The organism is Vibrio algarum, from assembly GCF_028204155.1.
Lineage (GTDB): Bacteria > Pseudomonadota > Gammaproteobacteria > Enterobacterales > Vibrionaceae > Vibrio > Vibrio algarum.
The window spans coordinates 2436597-2454769 of record NZ_JAQLOI010000001.1; the positions used below are offsets into that span (position 1 = coordinate 2436597).

Annotated in this window: 16 protein-coding genes and 2 pseudogenes; 4 read left to right on the forward strand and 14 right to left on the reverse strand. The window is 40.9% G+C overall.

Features of this window, described 5'->3' with window-relative positions; all coding sequences use genetic code 11:
• The 6 genes from PGX00_RS11420 to PGX00_RS11445 form a co-directional block, all read right to left on the reverse strand.
• On the reverse strand, window positions 1–465 hold the full coding sequence (locus PGX00_RS11420) for an ASCH domain-containing protein (protein ID WP_272136343.1): 465 nt from the start codon (window positions 463–465) through the stop codon (window positions 1–3).
• A 122-nt stretch (window positions 466–587) separates the two neighbouring features.
• Window positions 588–818 carry a hypothetical protein gene (locus tag PGX00_RS11425; protein WP_272136345.1) on the reverse strand — a complete coding sequence of 77 codons (231 nt, stop codon included), beginning with the start codon at window positions 816–818 and terminating at the stop codon, window positions 588–590.
• A gap of 21 nt (window positions 819–839) precedes the next feature.
• Window positions 840–1412, reverse strand: a complete 573-nt coding sequence (locus tag PGX00_RS11430; protein WP_272136346.1) for an outer membrane protein — start codon at window positions 1410–1412, stop codon at window positions 840–842.
• 98 nt (window positions 1413–1510) lie between these two features.
• The gene (locus PGX00_RS11435; protein ID WP_272136348.1) at window positions 1511–4072 is read right to left on the reverse strand and encodes a LuxR C-terminal-related transcriptional regulator; all 2562 of its coding nucleotides are present in this window, start codon (window positions 4070–4072) and stop codon (window positions 1511–1513) included.
• 9 nt (window positions 4073–4081) lie between these two features.
• Window positions 4082–5374, reverse strand: a complete 1293-nt coding sequence (locus PGX00_RS11440) for an MFS transporter (protein ID WP_272136350.1) — start codon at window positions 5372–5374, stop codon at window positions 4082–4084.
• A complete protein-coding gene (locus PGX00_RS11445) occupies window positions 5364–6023 on the reverse strand; it encodes a hypothetical protein (protein WP_272136353.1) in 660 nt (219 codons plus the stop codon). Before PGX00_RS11445 ends, PGX00_RS11440 begins: the two co-directional genes overlap by 11 nt.
• Window positions 6024–6155: 132 nt before the next feature.
• Between PGX00_RS11445 and PGX00_RS11450 the strand changes: the two are divergent.
• Window positions 6156–7021: pseudogene (locus PGX00_RS11450) on the forward strand (SDR family oxidoreductase).
• Window positions 7022–7035: 14 nt separating this feature from the next.
• On the opposite strand, the gene PGX00_RS11455 reads toward PGX00_RS11450, so the two are convergent.
• The 5 genes and pseudogenes from PGX00_RS11455 to PGX00_RS11475 form a co-directional block, all read right to left on the reverse strand.
• Window positions 7036–8739, reverse strand: a complete 1704-nt coding sequence (locus PGX00_RS11455) for a class I SAM-dependent methyltransferase (RefSeq protein ID WP_272136355.1) — start codon at window positions 8737–8739, stop codon at window positions 7036–7038.
• 274 nt (window positions 8740–9013) lie between these two features.
• Window positions 9014–9838 (reverse strand): DUF2797 domain-containing protein, encoded by an 825-nt coding sequence (locus PGX00_RS11460; protein WP_272136357.1) that lies wholly within the window; start codon window positions 9836–9838, stop codon window positions 9014–9016.
• Window positions 9839–9977: 139 nt separating this feature from the next.
• Complete coding sequence (locus PGX00_RS11465) at window positions 9978–10427, reverse strand: NUDIX hydrolase (protein WP_272136359.1); 450 nt, start codon at window positions 10425–10427, stop codon at window positions 9978–9980.
• Window positions 10428–10433: 6 nt separating this feature from the next.
• A complete protein-coding gene (locus tag PGX00_RS11470; RefSeq protein WP_272136362.1) occupies window positions 10434–11300 on the reverse strand; it encodes a PhzF family phenazine biosynthesis protein in 867 nt (288 codons plus the stop codon).
• A 57-nt stretch (window positions 11301–11357) separates the two neighbouring features.
• Window positions 11358–11546 (reverse strand): annotated as a pseudogene (locus PGX00_RS11475) (VOC family protein); the annotation flags it as partial.
• A 560-nt stretch (window positions 11547–12106) separates the two neighbouring features.
• On the opposite strand from PGX00_RS11475, the gene PGX00_RS11480 reads away from it, so the two are divergent.
• Complete coding sequence (locus tag PGX00_RS11480; RefSeq protein WP_272136364.1) at window positions 12107–13093, forward strand: ABC transporter substrate-binding protein; 987 nt, start codon at window positions 12107–12109, stop codon at window positions 13091–13093.
• A gap of 280 nt (window positions 13094–13373) precedes the next feature.
• On the opposite strand, the gene PGX00_RS11485 is transcribed toward PGX00_RS11480, so the two are convergent.
• Both PGX00_RS11485 and PGX00_RS11490 read right to left on the reverse strand, forming a co-directional pair.
• Window positions 13374–14060 (reverse strand): SDR family oxidoreductase, encoded by a 687-nt coding sequence (locus PGX00_RS11485; RefSeq protein WP_272136366.1) that lies wholly within the window; start codon window positions 14058–14060, stop codon window positions 13374–13376.
• A gap of 193 nt (window positions 14061–14253) precedes the next feature.
• Window positions 14254–14541: a type II toxin-antitoxin system Phd/YefM family antitoxin gene (locus PGX00_RS11490; protein ID WP_272136368.1), complete on the reverse strand. Its 288-nt coding sequence runs from the start codon at window positions 14539–14541 to the stop codon at window positions 14254–14256.
• A 108-nt stretch (window positions 14542–14649) separates the two neighbouring features.
• Here PGX00_RS11490 and PGX00_RS11495 point away from each other — a divergent pair, with 108 nt between their 5' ends.
• The gene (locus PGX00_RS11495) at window positions 14650–14958 is read left to right on the forward strand and encodes a hypothetical protein (RefSeq protein ID WP_272136370.1); all 309 of its coding nucleotides are present in this window, start codon (window positions 14650–14652) and stop codon (window positions 14956–14958) included.
• A gap of 559 nt (window positions 14959–15517) precedes the next feature.
• On the opposite strand, the gene PGX00_RS11500 is transcribed toward PGX00_RS11495, so the two are convergent.
• A complete protein-coding gene (locus PGX00_RS11500; RefSeq protein ID WP_272136372.1) occupies window positions 15518–15901 on the reverse strand; it encodes a hypothetical protein in 384 nt (127 codons plus the stop codon).
• A 264-nt stretch (window positions 15902–16165) separates the two neighbouring features.
• Here PGX00_RS11500 and PGX00_RS11505 point away from each other — a divergent pair, with 264 nt between their 5' ends.
• Window positions 16166–18157 carry an ATP-binding cassette domain-containing protein gene (locus tag PGX00_RS11505; RefSeq protein WP_272136374.1) on the forward strand — a complete coding sequence of 664 codons (1992 nt, stop codon included), beginning with the start codon at window positions 16166–16168 and terminating at the stop codon, window positions 18155–18157.
• Window positions 18158–18173: the final 16 nt, after the last annotated feature.

The window sequence follows — 18173 nt, forward strand, 5'->3', positions numbered from 1 at the left end:
TTACTTATAGACAACCTTAAATCGCTCTAAAACTAACAGCATATCTTCATTTGGCTCAATACCTAACTCTTCACATTCTAGGCTAAAAAAGCGCCAATGAGCTTCACGCCACCACGTTAACGACTTATCACCTTCGCCTTCTTCGGCCGCAAATTCAGCCGTCACCTCACTGTATTTACATTCATTCACTGACGTTATTTCTATGATGCAAACCGGTTCACCGTCCCAATTAGTCACCACTTGAAGATGCCCTACTTTAGGCATCGCCTCACCTTCGTGGCTATACCAATATGCCATACTGCATGATGCGCGCTTCTCGCCATGTAAGATCAAATCAGCACACACGTTCGCGTTGTATTCGTCAGCACAAAAATAATCAGCGCTTACAGAAGTGTGATTTTTCGCCACTTCCGCGGGTAATGTTCCTAAGTATTTATCTAAAAAGGACTGACTACTCTGTTCCATAATTCACGTTTCTCCATTAAAAATGTCATATTTTTTACTCACAAAGCTTCGTTTAAATACCGCACAGGCACCTACTTAACCAAGCGCACTCGCGATGAACAATGCGTACCTGTGCAGAAATTTTATTCCCCCGACTTTTCTTCTACTACAGCCTCCAGTGTCAACCCCATATTAAACACCATACGAATAACACCATGAAGTTCTGATTGGTCTCGAAAAATGCCGGTAATACATGTACCACTCTTTATATGTCTGATAACTAGGCTGGAAAATGTTTGTTGCCAGTCTGGTGAAAGATGTTCTGCCACATAGATTTTGTATATTCTGAGCTCATCCTTTTCTGAACCGTTCATACGTATCCGCCTATCTGATTATTAAAAATGATACCCAACCGTCGCGCCCCAACCTACTCCTCCCGCATCACGAGTCTTTCCAGTAAGCTTTACATCAACTGTGGAATAACGGGCATCAATACCAATTGACCAATGTTTGGCAAAAAGATAGTCAACGCCACCACCTACCCAAAAACCCGTACCATTATCTTCATACGTGTTCTTTGTACCCGAGTTGAGTTCTTGGAGTTCAGCAGCAGCAAAGCTAACACCCGCACCTAAATATGGCGCTAATGAATTAGCTAGCAGTTTAGGTTGCCATCTAAAACCTAGATTGACCTCACCTACTGTGGTTTCCGTTTTAACACCCTTGTTTTTTTCTTCATTTCCGCTGCCATACAAATCCAGAGCGACCCCAACTGGAATTGAAGTAGGCTGGTAAGTTATTTGAAAGCCAATAGTATCCATTGAGTCATCTTTACCCCAATCAGATTCGAGCGTTTTCACCCCTAGCAACATTTTAAAAGACATATCGCTTTCTGATGCATTCGCAAGCCCCATTGGTAGAAGCATTAAACCGACAATTGCGCGCTTTTTTATTTTAATAGTCATCATGAGTAAACCTTGTTGTTAAGCCTGATTGCTTAACAACAAGGTTACTTATTCATCGCCTTCACCACATCACCACATGATGTGATTTATACTTCATCACCTTAAGAAAGGATATTGTAAGAACGCGCTTTGTTGATAGCCGCGCGGCGATTGGTTACTCCTAACTTAGAGTAAATGTTTTTAGTATGAGTTCGCAGCGTATTGAGGCTCACAAAAAGCTTAGAAGTAATTTGAGGTCCAGTAAGTTCGGTATCTAACCATTTTAGGACTTCTTTTTCTTTCGCGCTTAGCGGCTCTAATAGAGCTGGCGCAGCTTGAGACAAGAGGGAATCAATTGTCTTTAAACCATATATTTCAAAGAGTCTATTGATCGCCTTAATTTCATGTGGCCAAACTGAATTTCGATTCTCATTTTGTATCGATACCAACTGTTCCAGTGTTTTTTTGGCTAGCGTTGTATCCCCAGATGCACTGGCTCCAATGGTTAATGCTATTTTCTGAACAAGCCGTATATTCGGAGAAAATTCACTTACTTCTATTGAAAATAATGCCTGCTCAACTTTCTCTTGCGAAGTCGGCTCGGCCAATAAATACAATAGATACGAGAAACTATTACTTTGGACATTTTTGTCGAAAGGAGCAGGTATATTTACGCTTTCTAAGTTCCCGTTATTCAGCTGATACACACCTATCCAATACGATGGTGGGCGATGACATGGATTGGGCGTTTCTAAATACAAAGACTCGGCTTCATAGAATAAACGCTTAGCATCATTTTCGCGTTTATCTGCCAAGGCAATTCTGGCTTCAATAAGCGGATATCGATATTTGGCCTCTGGCATAGAACCTAAAGAACCAAACTGCTCTGCAGCGTCAAGTAAGCTTACGGCTATATCAGTATTGCCCTGCTCAAACTCAACTTCTGCTAGCAAAAGGTACACATCCGCACAGCCTTCAATCGTGTATCCTGTATTTTGCTCATTGATGCCGATAGCAAACTCTACGACACTTTTTGCTTTAGTAAGCCAACCAAACTGATAATAAAAGTCGCCAAGCAAAAAACGACTGGTTATCTGAGCGCTTTTGTCTTTAGACCTGTCCATGTTTGCTACAGCGGCGTTCAGGCAAATTTCAGCTTCATTTATTTTTCCTTCTCTCCACAAAGCAATACCTTCTAATGCTCGGGATGAGCCTCGCCACACTTGCTCTTCAATGGGGAAGACTTGTAGTGCTTGCCTTACCCTAGACAGCACCTCTTGAGTATTACCTTGAGCCGCATGAATATAAGCTTCACCAATATTCACGATGCCAAAACTGGTGCTTTCTTGAATGGTGAAGGGAGGCGAGGTCTGTTCAAAATAATTTCTGGTTGTATCCAGCAAGTACATCCCTTTTTCCGGATCATGGGATAAAAGGGCAAGACCATAATATCCGGCTAATACAGGGGATTGCTGGATCACTTCGAGCTCTGTATTTGATAACCATTCAATCAGCTGAGAGTCATGCCCTTCAGCACGCTGACTTGGCCAGTAGCTTTCAAGCATTTGAATCGTTTTTAGTTCTCTACCTGAAGCAAACCCGTACAAAACCGCATCCGCCAATCGACCAACTTGGGCATACCAAGTAGCAATACGCCAGTTCAGTTCTTGTTGTCGCTTGTCTGATATTCCCGCGTGGATACTAAGAACATCGGCAAACAGGTGGTGATATCGATACCAGTGGCGTTCATTGTCCAGCGATATAAGAAATATATTATTTAACTCAAGATACGCCAGTTGCTCCGCACTGTTTTCTATTTCAAATACATAATTGCAAAGCTCTGCTGAAAACTCTTTTAAGATTGATGTTTCAAGTAGAAAATCACGAATACCATCTGGCAATCGGGTTAATACTTCTTCGGTAAGATAATCTAAAACATAGGTATGAGAGCCCGAAAACCTTGTGATGATTTCATTTACATTTTTATTGTTGCTAAGGGCCAGTGAAGACAAATGCAACCCGACAACCCAGCCCTCTGTCTTTTGATTTACTACCCCAGCGTTATGTTTGTTTATATCAACATCGTTATTCAATCTGAAAAGATCGCAGGCTTCAGTATCGGTGAATCTCAAATCAGCCGAGCGAATTTCCAGCAGTTCACCGTGTGCTCTTAACTTCGCTAATGACAATGCAGGATCTGATCTAGTGATTAACACCAAATGAACATTACGGGGTAGACGATCTAATAAGGTATTGACTATCTTGTTGATCGTAACCGATTCTGCAAGATGATAATCATCCAAAATCAAAACAACGTCACCCGGATAGTAAGTGAGTTCATTGACTAGGGCTGCTACTACATTCTCATAATTGGTTTCTGCATGTGCTTGAACCAAATTCCAGGCTTCATCGGCAAGCGCACTGTCCATTTCTCTTATGGCTGCGACTAAATAGGTAAGAAAGGTGTCAGTGTTCTTATCATTCCGGTCTAAAGATAGCCAGCAACCACGTCTATTTCTTCGGGCATTCCAACTTGCCAGAAGATGCGATTTACCAAACCCTGCGGGAGCAGAGACAAGAGTAAGCTTCATTTCAGTTACTCGTTCAAGCCTATCAAGCAGAGCCTGTCTTGTAACATAACCTGATTTGGGTGGCGCGCAGTAAAGCTTTGTTTTTATGATCACTAATCAGCCTTAATGTTCATCAGTTGTCCGTGTTAAATCCGTCGTTGAAGTGGTTTCATCCATAGTGTGGCGAGCCCCTAACCACAACGCGCTAGCTATTAAAGATATGCCAGATAGCAGAAATATCAACTCCACATATAAGAGGTGCTCCAGAAAATAGCCTGCCAATAACAGACCAAATGGAACACCGGCATAGCGCGCCGTGCCAAATAATGAAAACACCGTACCACGGTGCACTGATGTCACATTCGTCTGCAGAACAATGGCATCTAGAACACCGCCCACACCTAGCCCGCTACCATAAACAAACAGTGCTGTTGCGATTAACACACCTCCTGTTATTGATGATGTAAAGAACAGCAAGCAAAATGCCATCAGAGTTAAGCCTAAACACTGGAGCACTGGTGCCAGTTGCAGCAGTTTTACGGTATTAGCCCTTGTGCCTAACAGTGTATACAGGCTAGCGGATACAACGGTGCCTATTGCAAACGAACTCATCCAAATACCTAGCCACATTGGTTTTTGAAACACCTCTTTACCTATAACCGGAATGACCAACGCCAACAAAGCTACGGCAATAAGGTTTAACAATGAGCCGTATACAGCCAGCCTTATCAAGGCTGGTTTTTTCAATACCCATTTGCAACTTTGAACCAACTGAACATACCCGGAATGCTTTAAATCGGCATGTATTTTTTTCGGCAATCTGATAAACCGAGCAACTAAAAAAGCGCTTATCAAAAAAGTGATAGCGTCCAAATACAATAGTGATAGAACCCCAACAAGACTAAGTAATCCAGTTGCAATCACCGGCCCAATAACGTCGCATCCAGTTTCTATAAGAGAATTAACACCATTGGCTCTTTCTCTAGGTAAACCATATCTGTCTATCATATCTGCGAGCATGACCTGCTTCGACGTATTCCCCGGAATATCGAAAACCTGACTGAGAAACACCATAACGGTCAAAAATAAAATATCGGTAATACCAACGCTATAAAACAAGGGAATAGCGACGACAGCCAAAAAGTTAATAACGTCACAACCTATGCTTACTTTTAGTGGTGAGAACCGGTCAATAAACGGCCCACTAAACAAACTAGCCAGAATATGAGGCAGTTGCCCAGCCAAAACCACACCGGCGGTAGCCATAGCGCTGCCAGTAACATCATGAATAAACCAAGGAATTGCGATAGCCGTTAAGCTGTTTCCTGTAAGAGTAAGAGCATTGGCTAAGTAAAGCGCTCCAACATGACTATCATTATCGTAAAAAGGAGTTTTAATTTCATGATTAAACGTCACCAAAAGCGGCAGGAAGAACCTTAAACAAAAGAAGAAACCACACTATTAGTAATATACCGAATAGACTAGCAAAGATCTCGCCAGGCTCAACTATCGTACCTAACCCCAATATAGCTACCAAAAACCCTATTAACCGACTTGTTCGCAGCAAACCTTTTTGATTTGGTAGTGTAAGTGACACCATATAAACCCATAATGCGCCAATGATTTCGTTCCCTCCACCTGCACTTTCCTGAATAACTCTAGCCGTCATCCAAAGATTTGTAGCAGCTTCACTATTTAGTGGATAAAGTTCGGAAACTCTATTTATCGTTTCAATTGATATTCCACCACTAAGCAGCATAAATCCAGACCAAATACCGCCTGCCAGTAGTAACCCATAGGCTCTCTCCACGGAATGTTTGTTCGTCAGTGAAAAAAGGGAAAGACTTAGGAAAAATAAAGACACACCGTAAATCAAGTAGACAACCACATTCCAACTGACATAAAGACGGACATCTTGGAGCAGCATGGTTAAAGTCTGTTGGCTAGTTGAGCTTGAGTCCGTTAGATAGCCGAAGTCAGCAACCAAAATCACCAGCCCGTATGCAAAACAACAAACATTAACAGCTAGCGATATCTGAGCTTTTCTCATTACATTCATGGCCATCGTTCTCATCCATATTAATTTACAATTACTTTATCAATCATGGAAATTTGTTAAATCACCACATGTGGTGATTTTCGTTCATACGATTTCGTTTATAGTTCTTATAACCATTGCAATAAATTGGAGCATTCAGTGAAAAGAACAACAAAACGGGTCTTAGTTGCCGGTGCTACGGGATATCTTGGTAGTTACATTGTCAACGCTTTAAAGGCATCGAATACAGAATTTACAGCCCTTGCAAGAAACACCAACAAACTTACACAACTTGGGTTAGATAAGTCGCAAATTCGAATCGCTGAGGTGACCGACCCGGAAAGCTTGTATGGTTGCTGTCAGAATATTGATGTTGTGATTTCTTGCGTGGGTATTACCAAGCAAAAAGATGGTTTAAGTTATATGGACGTGGATTATCAGGCAAACTGCAATCTACTCGAAGAAGCGCAAAATGCTGGGGTAAAAAAATTTATTTATATCTCTGCTTTCAACGCACCACATTACCTCGATGTCCGATTACTAAAGGCCAAAGAGACTTTTGCCGCCAAACTGCTCAAATCTCCAACACTAGAGCCCTGCGTAATACGACCCAATGGTTTTTTTCAGATTTAGAAGCATTCTATGACATGGCGAAAAGTGGTCGTGCGTACGTGTTTGGACAAGGTGCCATCAAGCTCAATCCTATTCACGGAAGCGACCTCGCAAATTTCTGTTTAGAAAACATCGAGGTGAGCGAAACGGAACTTAGTATCGGAGGGCCTGAAATTCTATCCATGTCTGAAATTGCTGACATTGCTTTTAGAAGCCAAAAGAAAAAGCCAAAAATCACTTACTTGCCAGACTGGTTTAGAAAAGCCGCTTTGTTTGTGGCTTCATCTCTACCCGAACGTTTAGGCGGACCTTCCGAATTTTTCCTTACTGTTTGTGCTCGCGACATGGTTGCACCTGTGTATGGTGAAAAAACATTGTATGAGCATTTTAGTCAGATTCATGGTTCTGAATGATACTTTGTGAATACTCACCACTCTCCAACCAATAGTCGACTCTTCACCCCGCTGATTTGCAGCCCCATCGCTTCAAATACTTGTTCAAAATCGCTGCATTGTGGGGGGATATTCGGCAGCGATAGGGATGCTTCTGTAAAAAACCGTTGAGAATGGTTTATGTCATCTCCCCAAGCTAGTTGCCACCAGTCTAATACCCTATGTTTAGAGTCAACTAAGCGAACCCGATTTGGAAGCCTATCCTTTTTGTTAAGGTTTTCTTTTTTCGTGGTCGGCAACAAATTCCATTTATCGTTATTAGGCCAATAAGCAAAAGGTAAACAGTGATCCACGTGATAATCTTGAGTTAGCTTTGTATTACTCCACACACTAGTAAGATCAACATTATTTTCCTGTAATTCTTTTACTCGTTTACGCACGTCTTTAGTGTCGTGATCTTTTTCTAGCCACACCAAGGCATTATGATAAGTTTGCAGCATTATTTTGTTCTGTTTGTTTAATTCAAATCGCTGCATCTGCATAACCCACTGATTAACGACCAAGGGTTCAATCCATGAATTATATAAACGAAAACAGTCCCACAAGCTCTCTTTAAGCACGAAGGCACCAAAACTCTCAAAGAACGCACTATCGAGACATATACTTGATTGCTCTCTTCTTCTTTTCAATGGCGGTTGCATGGTAAATTCTTGGTTTTTATCAACCAGAGATCCACTGTAGATAAACTTGATTGGGCCTTCTTTCATTGTCCGAATAGAAGCTTGAATCGTTTTTTGAATCGCTTTCGCCTCTTCACCATAAAATAGGCTACCTACAGCTAAATCATCAGCCAAAAGGTGGGGTATTTTTTCCCAACCGTCCGCAGTAATAAAGGCTAACCCTAATTTGCTGTTACTATTTTGCTGTAGATTTTCTCTATCAATTAAGCGCTTATAGGCTTTAATCCAATATAGTGCGACAAGCCCTAATGGTATTGACACCTCTGCGTCAGAACGATCCATTACACACCCAGGATGTGCGTCTGCAATGCGCAAAAGCACACGAAGCAAACCCAACTTATAAGTTGAACTTTTACTGTCATTAACAATGATGTGTCGCACTTTGTTCAAGTCGCCCGAACCATCATCTGGCAAAGACATTACGACGGTTTGCCACGTCACCTCTTTTCTTTCTCGGCTATCTTCTGAGCTAGAGATATGCTTAACCAGTAGAGCGGTATCTTTGGCAAAAACCTCTATTTCTTCGACCGAAACTGGGTAACCTTTTCGCCCATCGGAAAACTCACCATGCCGCAGAGAAATAACCAACTTACCATTGGGTGATAATAAATTGGATAACTTACGAAAGGCCCGAGCTCGATGTGTCGGTGCTAAATGCATCCAAACGGCGCTGACTAATATTAGATCAAAGCGAATAGCTAAATTTTCGATTTTTTTTAAAGATGGAAGCTCATCAGATAACCACGTAACCTTACTTCCAGTTGTTTTTCTTCCTTCAGAAAGCATCGATAATGAAGGTTCTATCGCGATAACATCAGCACCGCGATTTGCCATCCACAATGCGTCACGACCAGAACCCGCGCCCACATCTAATACGCGTTCACCTCTGCTTGGCCAAAACATACTCCAGGAATTGTGTACCGTCTCGAACTCCAAATCATTATATTGCTTAGAAAGTTGACGAGAATTTTCATCATAAAAAGTAGAGGGCATGGACATCACTTTTAGCCTTAATTCTGATTATTCTAAGAATATACAGCTTCGTTGTATAAAACTAATAGGGATTTAATAAGGCTGAAGGATTGTGATATGTGTCAAAACTATAATTTTGTTTGTTGCTCAATTGGTTACGAGGGCATTCTCATTTTTAAATCACATATGTATTCCCACGCGGGCGCGTGGGAACAAAAGAATTATAAAGAATAGATGTTCTTATGATGCTTTGCCCCGTATTACCTACATCAAGTCAACGGTTCGCATTCTATATTCCTAGCTAAACGCTCACTTCAACCTCGTAAGAAGTAAATTTGCGAATGTTAATTACGCCAGTATCAAAAATTAAATACTGCCCTTTAATACCCTGTAATATGCCTGTTACTTCTGGGGTTTTATCAAAATTATGTGAACTAATCTTGGTTGGATGGGTAGTTACTGGGTAATGTATCTCGGTGGTCGGTTCGGTTAACAGCTGTATCGCGTCCGCTCCAAACTGCTGCTTAATTTCTTCTACCTTTTCGGTGACCAAAGGAAGAAGTTCAGCAAATTTTTCGGATAAATCCATTGCCTCACCGTCTTGCTTTAATAAAGTCCGCCAATTGGTTTTATCGGAGATATGCTTCGCAAGTTCTATCTCTATCAATCCAGAGATATAACGAGTTTTCACTTTGAAAATAGGAAGGCCTTGGGTGGCTCCCTGATCAATCCATCTTGTCGGAATTTGGTTATGACGCGTGATACCAACCTTTAAGCTAGAGGTATTAGAAAGATACACATAATGGTCAATCATGCAGTTTTCTTCGCCCCATTGCGGCTCACGACATGTACCTTGATCGTAATGGCACGTTTCAGGTTTCATAATACACATGTCGCAACTAGCCAGTTTCCTCATACATACAAAACAGTGGCCTTGCGAGTAGCTTTTTTTCGTCTTTTTACCGCATGAACTGCAGAAGATATTCCCTGTGTGAGTAAGTGTAATCGCTTGACCTAAGTAAGGATTGAGATCAATCTCTGCGTCTCCAACAGGTAAACGGTAAAACACCGCATCACCTAAATTGGCACGCATTTTACTCAAGGTTCCTTTCGCTAAAATAGACATGTCTTACCTATTATTTTTTCATTCTGAATATTTATTGATTGGATTGTAGCAAAGAAGCGTCGCTCATAGGGTTATCTCGTCACATTATTCTGCGGCTTATATCAATACAGAATGAGTAACCCGTTTCTAAACAATCTAATTAAACCTTGACCCTAAAAAGCGCATTTATTGGCTTATCTACAAAATAAGACCAAACATGCTTAAATACTGCATGTTGGTTTGGGTAAGGAGCGAGCGCTAAAGCTTCTTCTAACGTGCACCATTTGAACTCTGTGTGTTCATGGTTTAGTTCAACATTCTGATTTGGCGGGCATATAACAACAAACACAGGGATCAATTCAATCACATTGACGTTTTCTTCATAGAACTGTTCCAGAAACTGCGCATTGTATAATTTCGACGCCACTATCTTAGTTTCTTCTTGAAACTCACGAACAATAGCCTGCCAGCCAAGTTCACCTTCCTCAATTGAGCCTGCAACATGACACCAGAAGCCGCCTTTAACCCGTTTCATCAATAGCATCTTCATCTCACCATCCATTTCCGATAATGCTACACCAGACACATAAGAGGTATTTACTGGAATCATTTTTTATTACTCCAAGTTGATTTGCTTGATGCCAACTAACTGTGCTGTTCCACCGACATGTATGACCTTGATTTGTGAACCAACGGCGTCGACACGTGCGGATATCTCCGAGCGACAATTCATGGCTCTGCCCTGCTCAAACAAATACACGTTCTGTGTATTGTGGTATCTGGTTAAATAACATGCCAAAGCGCCAGACGAACTACCGGTTGCAGATTCCTCTTCAATCCCAAATAGAGGTGCAAAATTTCTGCAACTTGCGGCATAGTCGCTTTTACTGCCACATAACTCAAAAGCGTGAATACCGACCAGATTGTGCTTTCTACAAAACTCTGTGATGGCATCATGGTTTGGCCTTAGCACATCCAGGTAACCCGCAGGAACGGGTAATATGAGGTCGGCAAGTCCAGTAGATACCGCCTGAAAAGGCAAATTCACACGTTCCAGTACATCTTTATCTATACCAACCAATGGAGCGATATCCTCGGAAGAATAGTTACCCAGCCATTCAGGTAGCCTTTGCTGCATCATGACTTTACCATCTGACTGAATATCAACAGTAAGTACACCTGCTTTTGTCCTTTGTGTATACTGCCCCGGAGACAAAATACACTTCTGAAACATAAGGGAAAACGTGGCCAATGTAGCGTGACCACAAAAGTCCACTTCACCCGTTATCGTATAAAAAGAGACCTGAAAGTCTTCCGTATCGTCATCAGAAACAAATGCCGTCTCTGAGTAACCAACCTTTTTAGCAATAGCCAGTTTTTGTTCGTCTGATAAATTGTCAGCACCTAGAACGACCCCAGCAGGGTTTCCTCCACTTCCATTGGATGTAAAAGCATTGACTAGGTCTACTGTCACTTCTTCCATTTATTTATAATCCGTTATTTTTACCATGAGATGTTCAGAATTTAACTGAAGCAAGTCTCACCGATTCCCATATAGATTTTCAAATACAGCAACTAAGCCGTCATCCTGATCTTTCGCCTATCGAACAAAACTGATCCCTACAGAACTCGTATCATTGTAGCCACGCCAATCGCCGTTTGTGTTCAGAAAAAGAACGATACGGCCACCAGCTTGATTGCCTAAAAAATCATGTTGCTTTGTCTTTGATACTTAAGCCAATAATAGCGCAACTCAGTGGGAGATTCTTATAAGAGCGCGTACCTTAACGAAATTTATACAAACACTATCCTAAACCAGAACGACAACAAGCTCCCCCGACTTGCCGCGACTTCTTGACCACACTATAGGGGCAGACATCTTAGACCAGACTCAAAAAGAATAGCTAACAGTTTGTACTCAACTGGAATGAAAGCGCACTCTGTTGGTTAGCTGTAAAAAGAGTATTCATTCGGCTTTGCACCAATTGCAACGACGTCGAATGTGCGGTTACCAACAGAACTGACCCAACATCCCAAATCGTTAGTACTCTAACTAACTTGCATGTTAATTAATTAAACAACGCAAACAAATCATTAGCGCACAACCTCTTATGGCGAGGTTAAACTGCCTAAAACATCGAGTTTACAGGTTTTTAGGTATGCATATTACACTTCGTTACTCTTTCCTCTTTTTTGTTCCTTTCAGTAAGTTAATAGATTGAGCTCTAAGTATATTTTGTGTACTCTATCGAATCTAACAAGGATGTGAATCATCAAATGGAGTAAGAAATGAAAATCAGATTATTGGCTCTGCTACTTGTCGCAAGTCATTCAGTACAAGCTGATGAGGGATGTGGCGAAGTAACCATCGCAGACATGAACTGGACCTCAGCAAGCCTTATGGCGAACGTTGACCTATTTATACTTGAGCAAGGTTTTGGCTGTAAAGCGTCATTGGTTCCGGGTGATACAACACCAACAAGTACCTCAATGCTCGAAAAAGGAGAACCAGACATTGCGCCAGAAATGTGGACCAACGCGACTAAAAAATTACTAGATCAAGGTGTAGTGGACAAAAAGATACGCTATGGCGGCGCTTCACTTAGTGATGGTGGTGAAGAGGGTTTATGGGTTCCTAAGTACTTGGTAGATCAATACCCTGAAATGGCCACTATTGAAGGTGTAATAAAACATGCAGACCTATTTAAGCATCCAGAAAATCCTGATGTATCTGCGATTTATGGTTGCCCAGCCGGTTGGAATTGCCAAATTTCAGTAACCAATCTTTTTCGCGCTCTAAAGTTAGAGGAAGCCGGTTTTGATTTGATAGACCCAGGCTCAAGTGCCGGGTTGTCCGGCGCGCTTGCTAAGGCAAATATTCGTAAGGAAGCTTGGTTTGGTTATTACTGGGCTCCAACTGCTATTTTTGGTCGATATGAAATGGTGAAAGTTGATTTCGGTTCTGGTATCGATATAGAAGAGTTTCTTACGTGTACCACTATTGATGATTGCGAGTCGCCAAAAGTGACCATGTATCCACCATCGACGGTTGCGACCATCATTACCGAAACTTTTGCTTCTCGTGAACCTCAAATAACTGACTATTTGAATAAGCGTAGCTTTACCAATAAAGAAATGAGTGTCCTACTCGCTTGGATGGAAGAGAACCAAGCAGATGGTGAAGGTGCAATGGAGTACTTCATTTCTGAATACCCTGAAATTTGGCGTAAATGGTTAACTCCGGAAGTAGCAGATAAAGTAGCAAGCGCACTTTAACTCGTTAAAAAAACGGTCAGTCTTTACTGGCCGTTTTTATCGCCTAGTTCAATAATCAGAACTATCCCTGTTGTATCCGTATCCAAACGGCCCGCAATATGTAGTACAAAGATCACAAGGACAGGCTCTTTATCATTTGCTTATAAATCATTATGTAACAATGAGATAATAGAGATTACAATAGTACCTGTCCTGTTATTTCTTTTATTTAACAATGAGATAATAGAGCTTACAATGGTACCTGTCCTGTTATTTTGCTTTGTTATTTTTTGTTTAAGAATTACCATGCGATAGCAGAACCGTCAAAGTTGATGAAATGACCGCTCATTGACTGGTTGCTAGCTTCGATCACATCTATAAGGCCCTGAGCTGATGTTAATGGAGCAATTAATGCGTTCGGCCCGCCCATATCGGTTTTTACCCAGCCTGGGTGAAGCGCGAGAACGGTAAAGCCTTGAGAAGTTAAGTCGTTACTCAAGCTTTTTACCACCGAGTTTAACGCCGCTTTTGAGGAGCGATAAATGTATCCCCCACCAGATGTGTTTTCTGTCATGCTACCGACCTTAGATGATAGACATGCAATTTTCTTAGTTTGACCTTGGTTGAGAGGTTTTAAAAATGCTTCCACCAACTTTAAAGGTGCGATACTGTTGATTTCAAATACTCGACGCCACTCATCCACATCTATGCTTCCTAAGTCATAACCTTTTGGGCCGTAGTAGCCCGCGTTGTTAATCAACAAATCAATGCTGTCGATAGATTCTGCTAATTCTTGAACAGAAGAATAATCGGTTACATCAAATTCGATACAAGAAAGGTTGCCGTGCTTTGCTTGCAGCTCAAAAAGCGACTTCGCAGAATTAGCATTTCGGTATGTGGCGTAGACGGTGTGCCCAGCCTGCAAGTAGAGTTGAGTTAGGCTCAAACCTATTCCTCGGTTCGATCCTGTAATAAATATGACGCTCATAGTAGTTCCTTAGTGAGGTGACATCTCTAAAGTTTGATGGCTTAGTAGGAGAAAATCAACGTCCAAGTAACGACTGAGTATCTTTGCTACAGGTAGTATTTCTATCGAAATTAACTTCCCATTTTCGATCAAACCGTTTTACTTTTGACTTAGAACATAAGTGCCTAATTATGCAATGCTAAAGGGGACCAAACTACTTCCACCCTTTAATACGTCCTAATACTTGAGCTCGCGCATCTTCTTGAGAAACACCCAAGCCAGATGCCAATTGAGCTTCAGCGGTACGCATTTCTTCCAATAATTCGATCTCCTCTTGCATAGCTTCATATTCAGCGACATCAAGTACTACTGCAACTCCTTTACCACGTTGAGTAATTACCAATGGACGACGAGTTTCGTTTATTTGTTTTATAAACGAGGCTACACCAGCGCGAAACTCTGACAATGGTTGTATGTCTTTATCGAAATGTATAAGACTCATATTAAACTCTATAACGTACAAAACCAGTCATACCTTACCTCACCCGAAACAACCCACCCTAAAAACAAATATTAGAACCTTGGTTAACGACTAGCTTAAGGAGTTCTAATGACTAACCTCAACAGCCGTAAATTCAGATTCACCATTACCATTGTTAAAACACTGCCTCCCCATCATCCCGATTCTAAATCCACCTCTAGCGAATATTCCGATACCGAAGTGATTGGACTGCGGTTGATGATATCTAAAGCTGTTCTACCAATAATCGGACGCAGCTCTTTAGGTATGACTACACGAGTACTCCAAACACCGTTCTTATTTCTGACGGGTAATGCCATTATTAGACCCATTTTGTACACCCTAATTAGTAAAGGCGCATATAAGAAAGGTGAATCAGTTATCGTTAAGCTCTTATAATACCTTAACTTCCTGACCTAAAACGACAAAACCCCAGCATTTCTGCTAGGGTTTTTGATGTGGCGGTTGGAAATGATTACTCGTTATTTTCGTTTCATAATTTAGCCTCGTTTATCATGTGATTATAAGGCTTAATTGGCCTCCAAGATCATCGTACAATTACAAGATAAAGATGGTGATGAAATAGATATTTTGTGCAAAAGCGCAAAGATAAAAGGGCAAGGGAAGATGCGGAGATTTAAATTCCAAGAACAAGCGCAACACTATTTGAGTTGCCATGATGCGATCAATAACTTGTTTCGATCTGGGTGTCTTTTACTGAAAGCTAAACATTATCGCAATTTTCGCGACCGATCCTTCGCAGAATGGAATAGGGCTAGCTGCGTCCAAAAATTAGATTAAGGTATGTTTTTTTATTCACTAGTCCTCGAGTGCTAAGTTGACAATACCCACAAAACCCCAAATAGGATTGAGCTTCATAACCCTTTGCTTGAAAAGAAAATAAACCGCGCTTCAAGCCAAGAGTAAGATTATTATTTGCTAACGACCGTTTTTACAGTTATTCCAACCCATTATCCTTATTCGGTGCTTTATTTGGTACACCCGCGGCGGTCGCGGTAGCAACACCTGTTGGGTCAATACCCAGATTAATAGCGGAGAGTAAAAGCTGATCCTGTTGCTTTATTGGTGCGGCAGAAATTGCAGCTTGAGCAATAGTTGTTGCCTTCTCTGGATGAGCTTGCGTAACACTCAAGAAAATATCTTCGGCAAGTTCAGGTTTTTGCTCTATTAAAAGTGCAACCAGTTGCTCGGGTTCCATCCCTCCATTAAGTACTATCGCAAGGTCTATCGCGATCTGCTCTTTCTGGGTCGCGGCATTCGCTGTTATCAAAGCAAGAGAAGAGAGTAATAATCCCAATAGAAAAGGTATTCTAATTTTCATACAAACCCCGCTCATTCACTTCATCAATGGATACGATTCCTTTAATACTAAATTCTAGCCTTTATTTAGTCTCGTTGTGCGGTTTACCCTACAGTATTTTGACTCAACGCAGCCTTTTTTATACAACTCTTGGTAACTTGTTGTTCGGGTTCTATTTTGTCATTGTAATAGCCACACAAAGTCCAATACATACTAGTAAGGATTCATTTGTGCTATTGGTAAAGAGTGCTTATTATACACTGACTTATCGTGTTTGAGGTTTTTATGAAGTCAGCAATAACTCTACTTGTGCAGCAAACTCATGCCAAGTTTGATTGGAAAACATTCAAGCATATCGAGGGAGATACACTCGAACAGATCATTACTCAGCTGAAACCTCTTTTCATTGACTCCTTATTCAACTTTTCAATCGAAAAACGAGAGGTTAAGTCATTTAACGATCTACCCGAAGCCTTTATCGTTTCTAGCTTAAATCCCGTTTATATCCAGCGTGTTGGAGTAAAGCTAATAAATGATAAACATGAAGAAGTCGACCCATCATCGCTAATTGGAAATGAAATCGTATTTATTGAAAGTTATCCAAAAATTCTAAAGACAAAAGAGTTCGTAGAAGTCATTTACCAACTTTTTCCTAAAGCAAACTTTTTCCTACTCTTAGCGGTACCTTTCGTCTTGATTCCGGCTTTTTACAGTAACTTGTTTAATACTCGCCTGATCTTTAACTCACAAGCATCAACCCTAGCCTTTGTCACGATTGCGTTTTTAATTTTATGGGGATGTGAGTACGGGTTAAAATATACGATAAAGCATATTCATTTAAGGAAGGTGGAGAAAGACTCCCTAAAAATTGAGCGCTACCTCTTATCTATCATGCCCGCGTTTAAACAAAAAGACAGCTTAACGAAAATGCGTATGGTCGAGTCCAATCGGAAGATAATCTGGGACAACCTACCCGGAGTTCTCATGGATGCAGCGAGTTTCTTATTAGTTATGTCGTTGCTATTTCTATTCATTGGTAGTTATGCGTTTGGTTTATTTAGTTTTTATATTGTGATCATTGTTATTTCGACTTATATGCGATATCGAAACTACAAGATTTACTTAGACTTAGAAGCCGCTCAGCAAGATTTACTTAATGAACGTATCTCTTATTATCGAAATAACAAACAGTTACGTTTCTTTAATACCCAGTCTCTACTGGACAACTTTGAACATTCTTGCAAAAAATCGTTTGATAGTGACCATAGTTTAGCCAGCTTTAATTTTAACTGGGATGAATTTGTACGTGTCAGCTCATTTCTAGCCAGTTTTGGATTATTCCTGGTACTGTTCTATACCTCTAAGATTGATACCAGTGTTTTTAATGTGCTCATTGCTCTACTGATCTTAAATGGGCGAGCGGCCTCCAACGTAATTAATTTCGTAACCAAGTCCTTTTTTGTTCTAATTTCAACTCACCATCTAAAACTAGCCGTGACGGATCTCTTTGATAACCTAGAACCTAAAATGGTATCAAAGGGTTTACACATCGAGTCCATTAACAGTATCAGTCTAAAAGATGTGAGCATTACCACCGAGCAAGCGCCGTTACTATCCAATGTAAACCTCACATTTACTAAAGGTAATACATACGGACTGTTCGGACAGATCGGCAGCGGGAAATCCACACTACTATCCACTATTGTTCAATCCCACAGTGAATATTCTGGTACCATTTTGTATAATAATTTCTACAATGGAATGGATGTTGACCCGAATGTTTTTGGTAAACAAGTGGTCTTTATCGACCCTTCCTCTGAATTTATTCGAGGGAGTATCTATTCCAATTTTTATATCCGTGGTGTGGCAGATGTAAACAAAATCACAAAGATCTGTAGTCTAGTTTTTACTCATGTTTCTATTGATTATGAGTTCATTTTTCAGCGAGACATTAGCCAGATACCTATGTCTACTGGGCAAAAGCGTAAACTGCTTATTTTGATGAGTATCGAACCAAACAAAAATCTAATCATACTAGACGAAGCGCTTTCTAACCTTGCTATGGTCGACGTGACGGCTTTACTGCAATACATTAAGCAAGAAGCTCCTCACGCGATATTATTAGTGGTATCTCATGACAAAGCCGTATTAAATCAACTGCCGAATCTGTTTGAAATTAGAGAGCAGCAGGTAATTCAGAAAAAAACGCTATTGTTAAAGTCTAATATCCAAAACTTATCCAAAATAAAAGCCAGTCGCTTTGACTGGCTTTGTTGATTGCTAAGTTTGATCT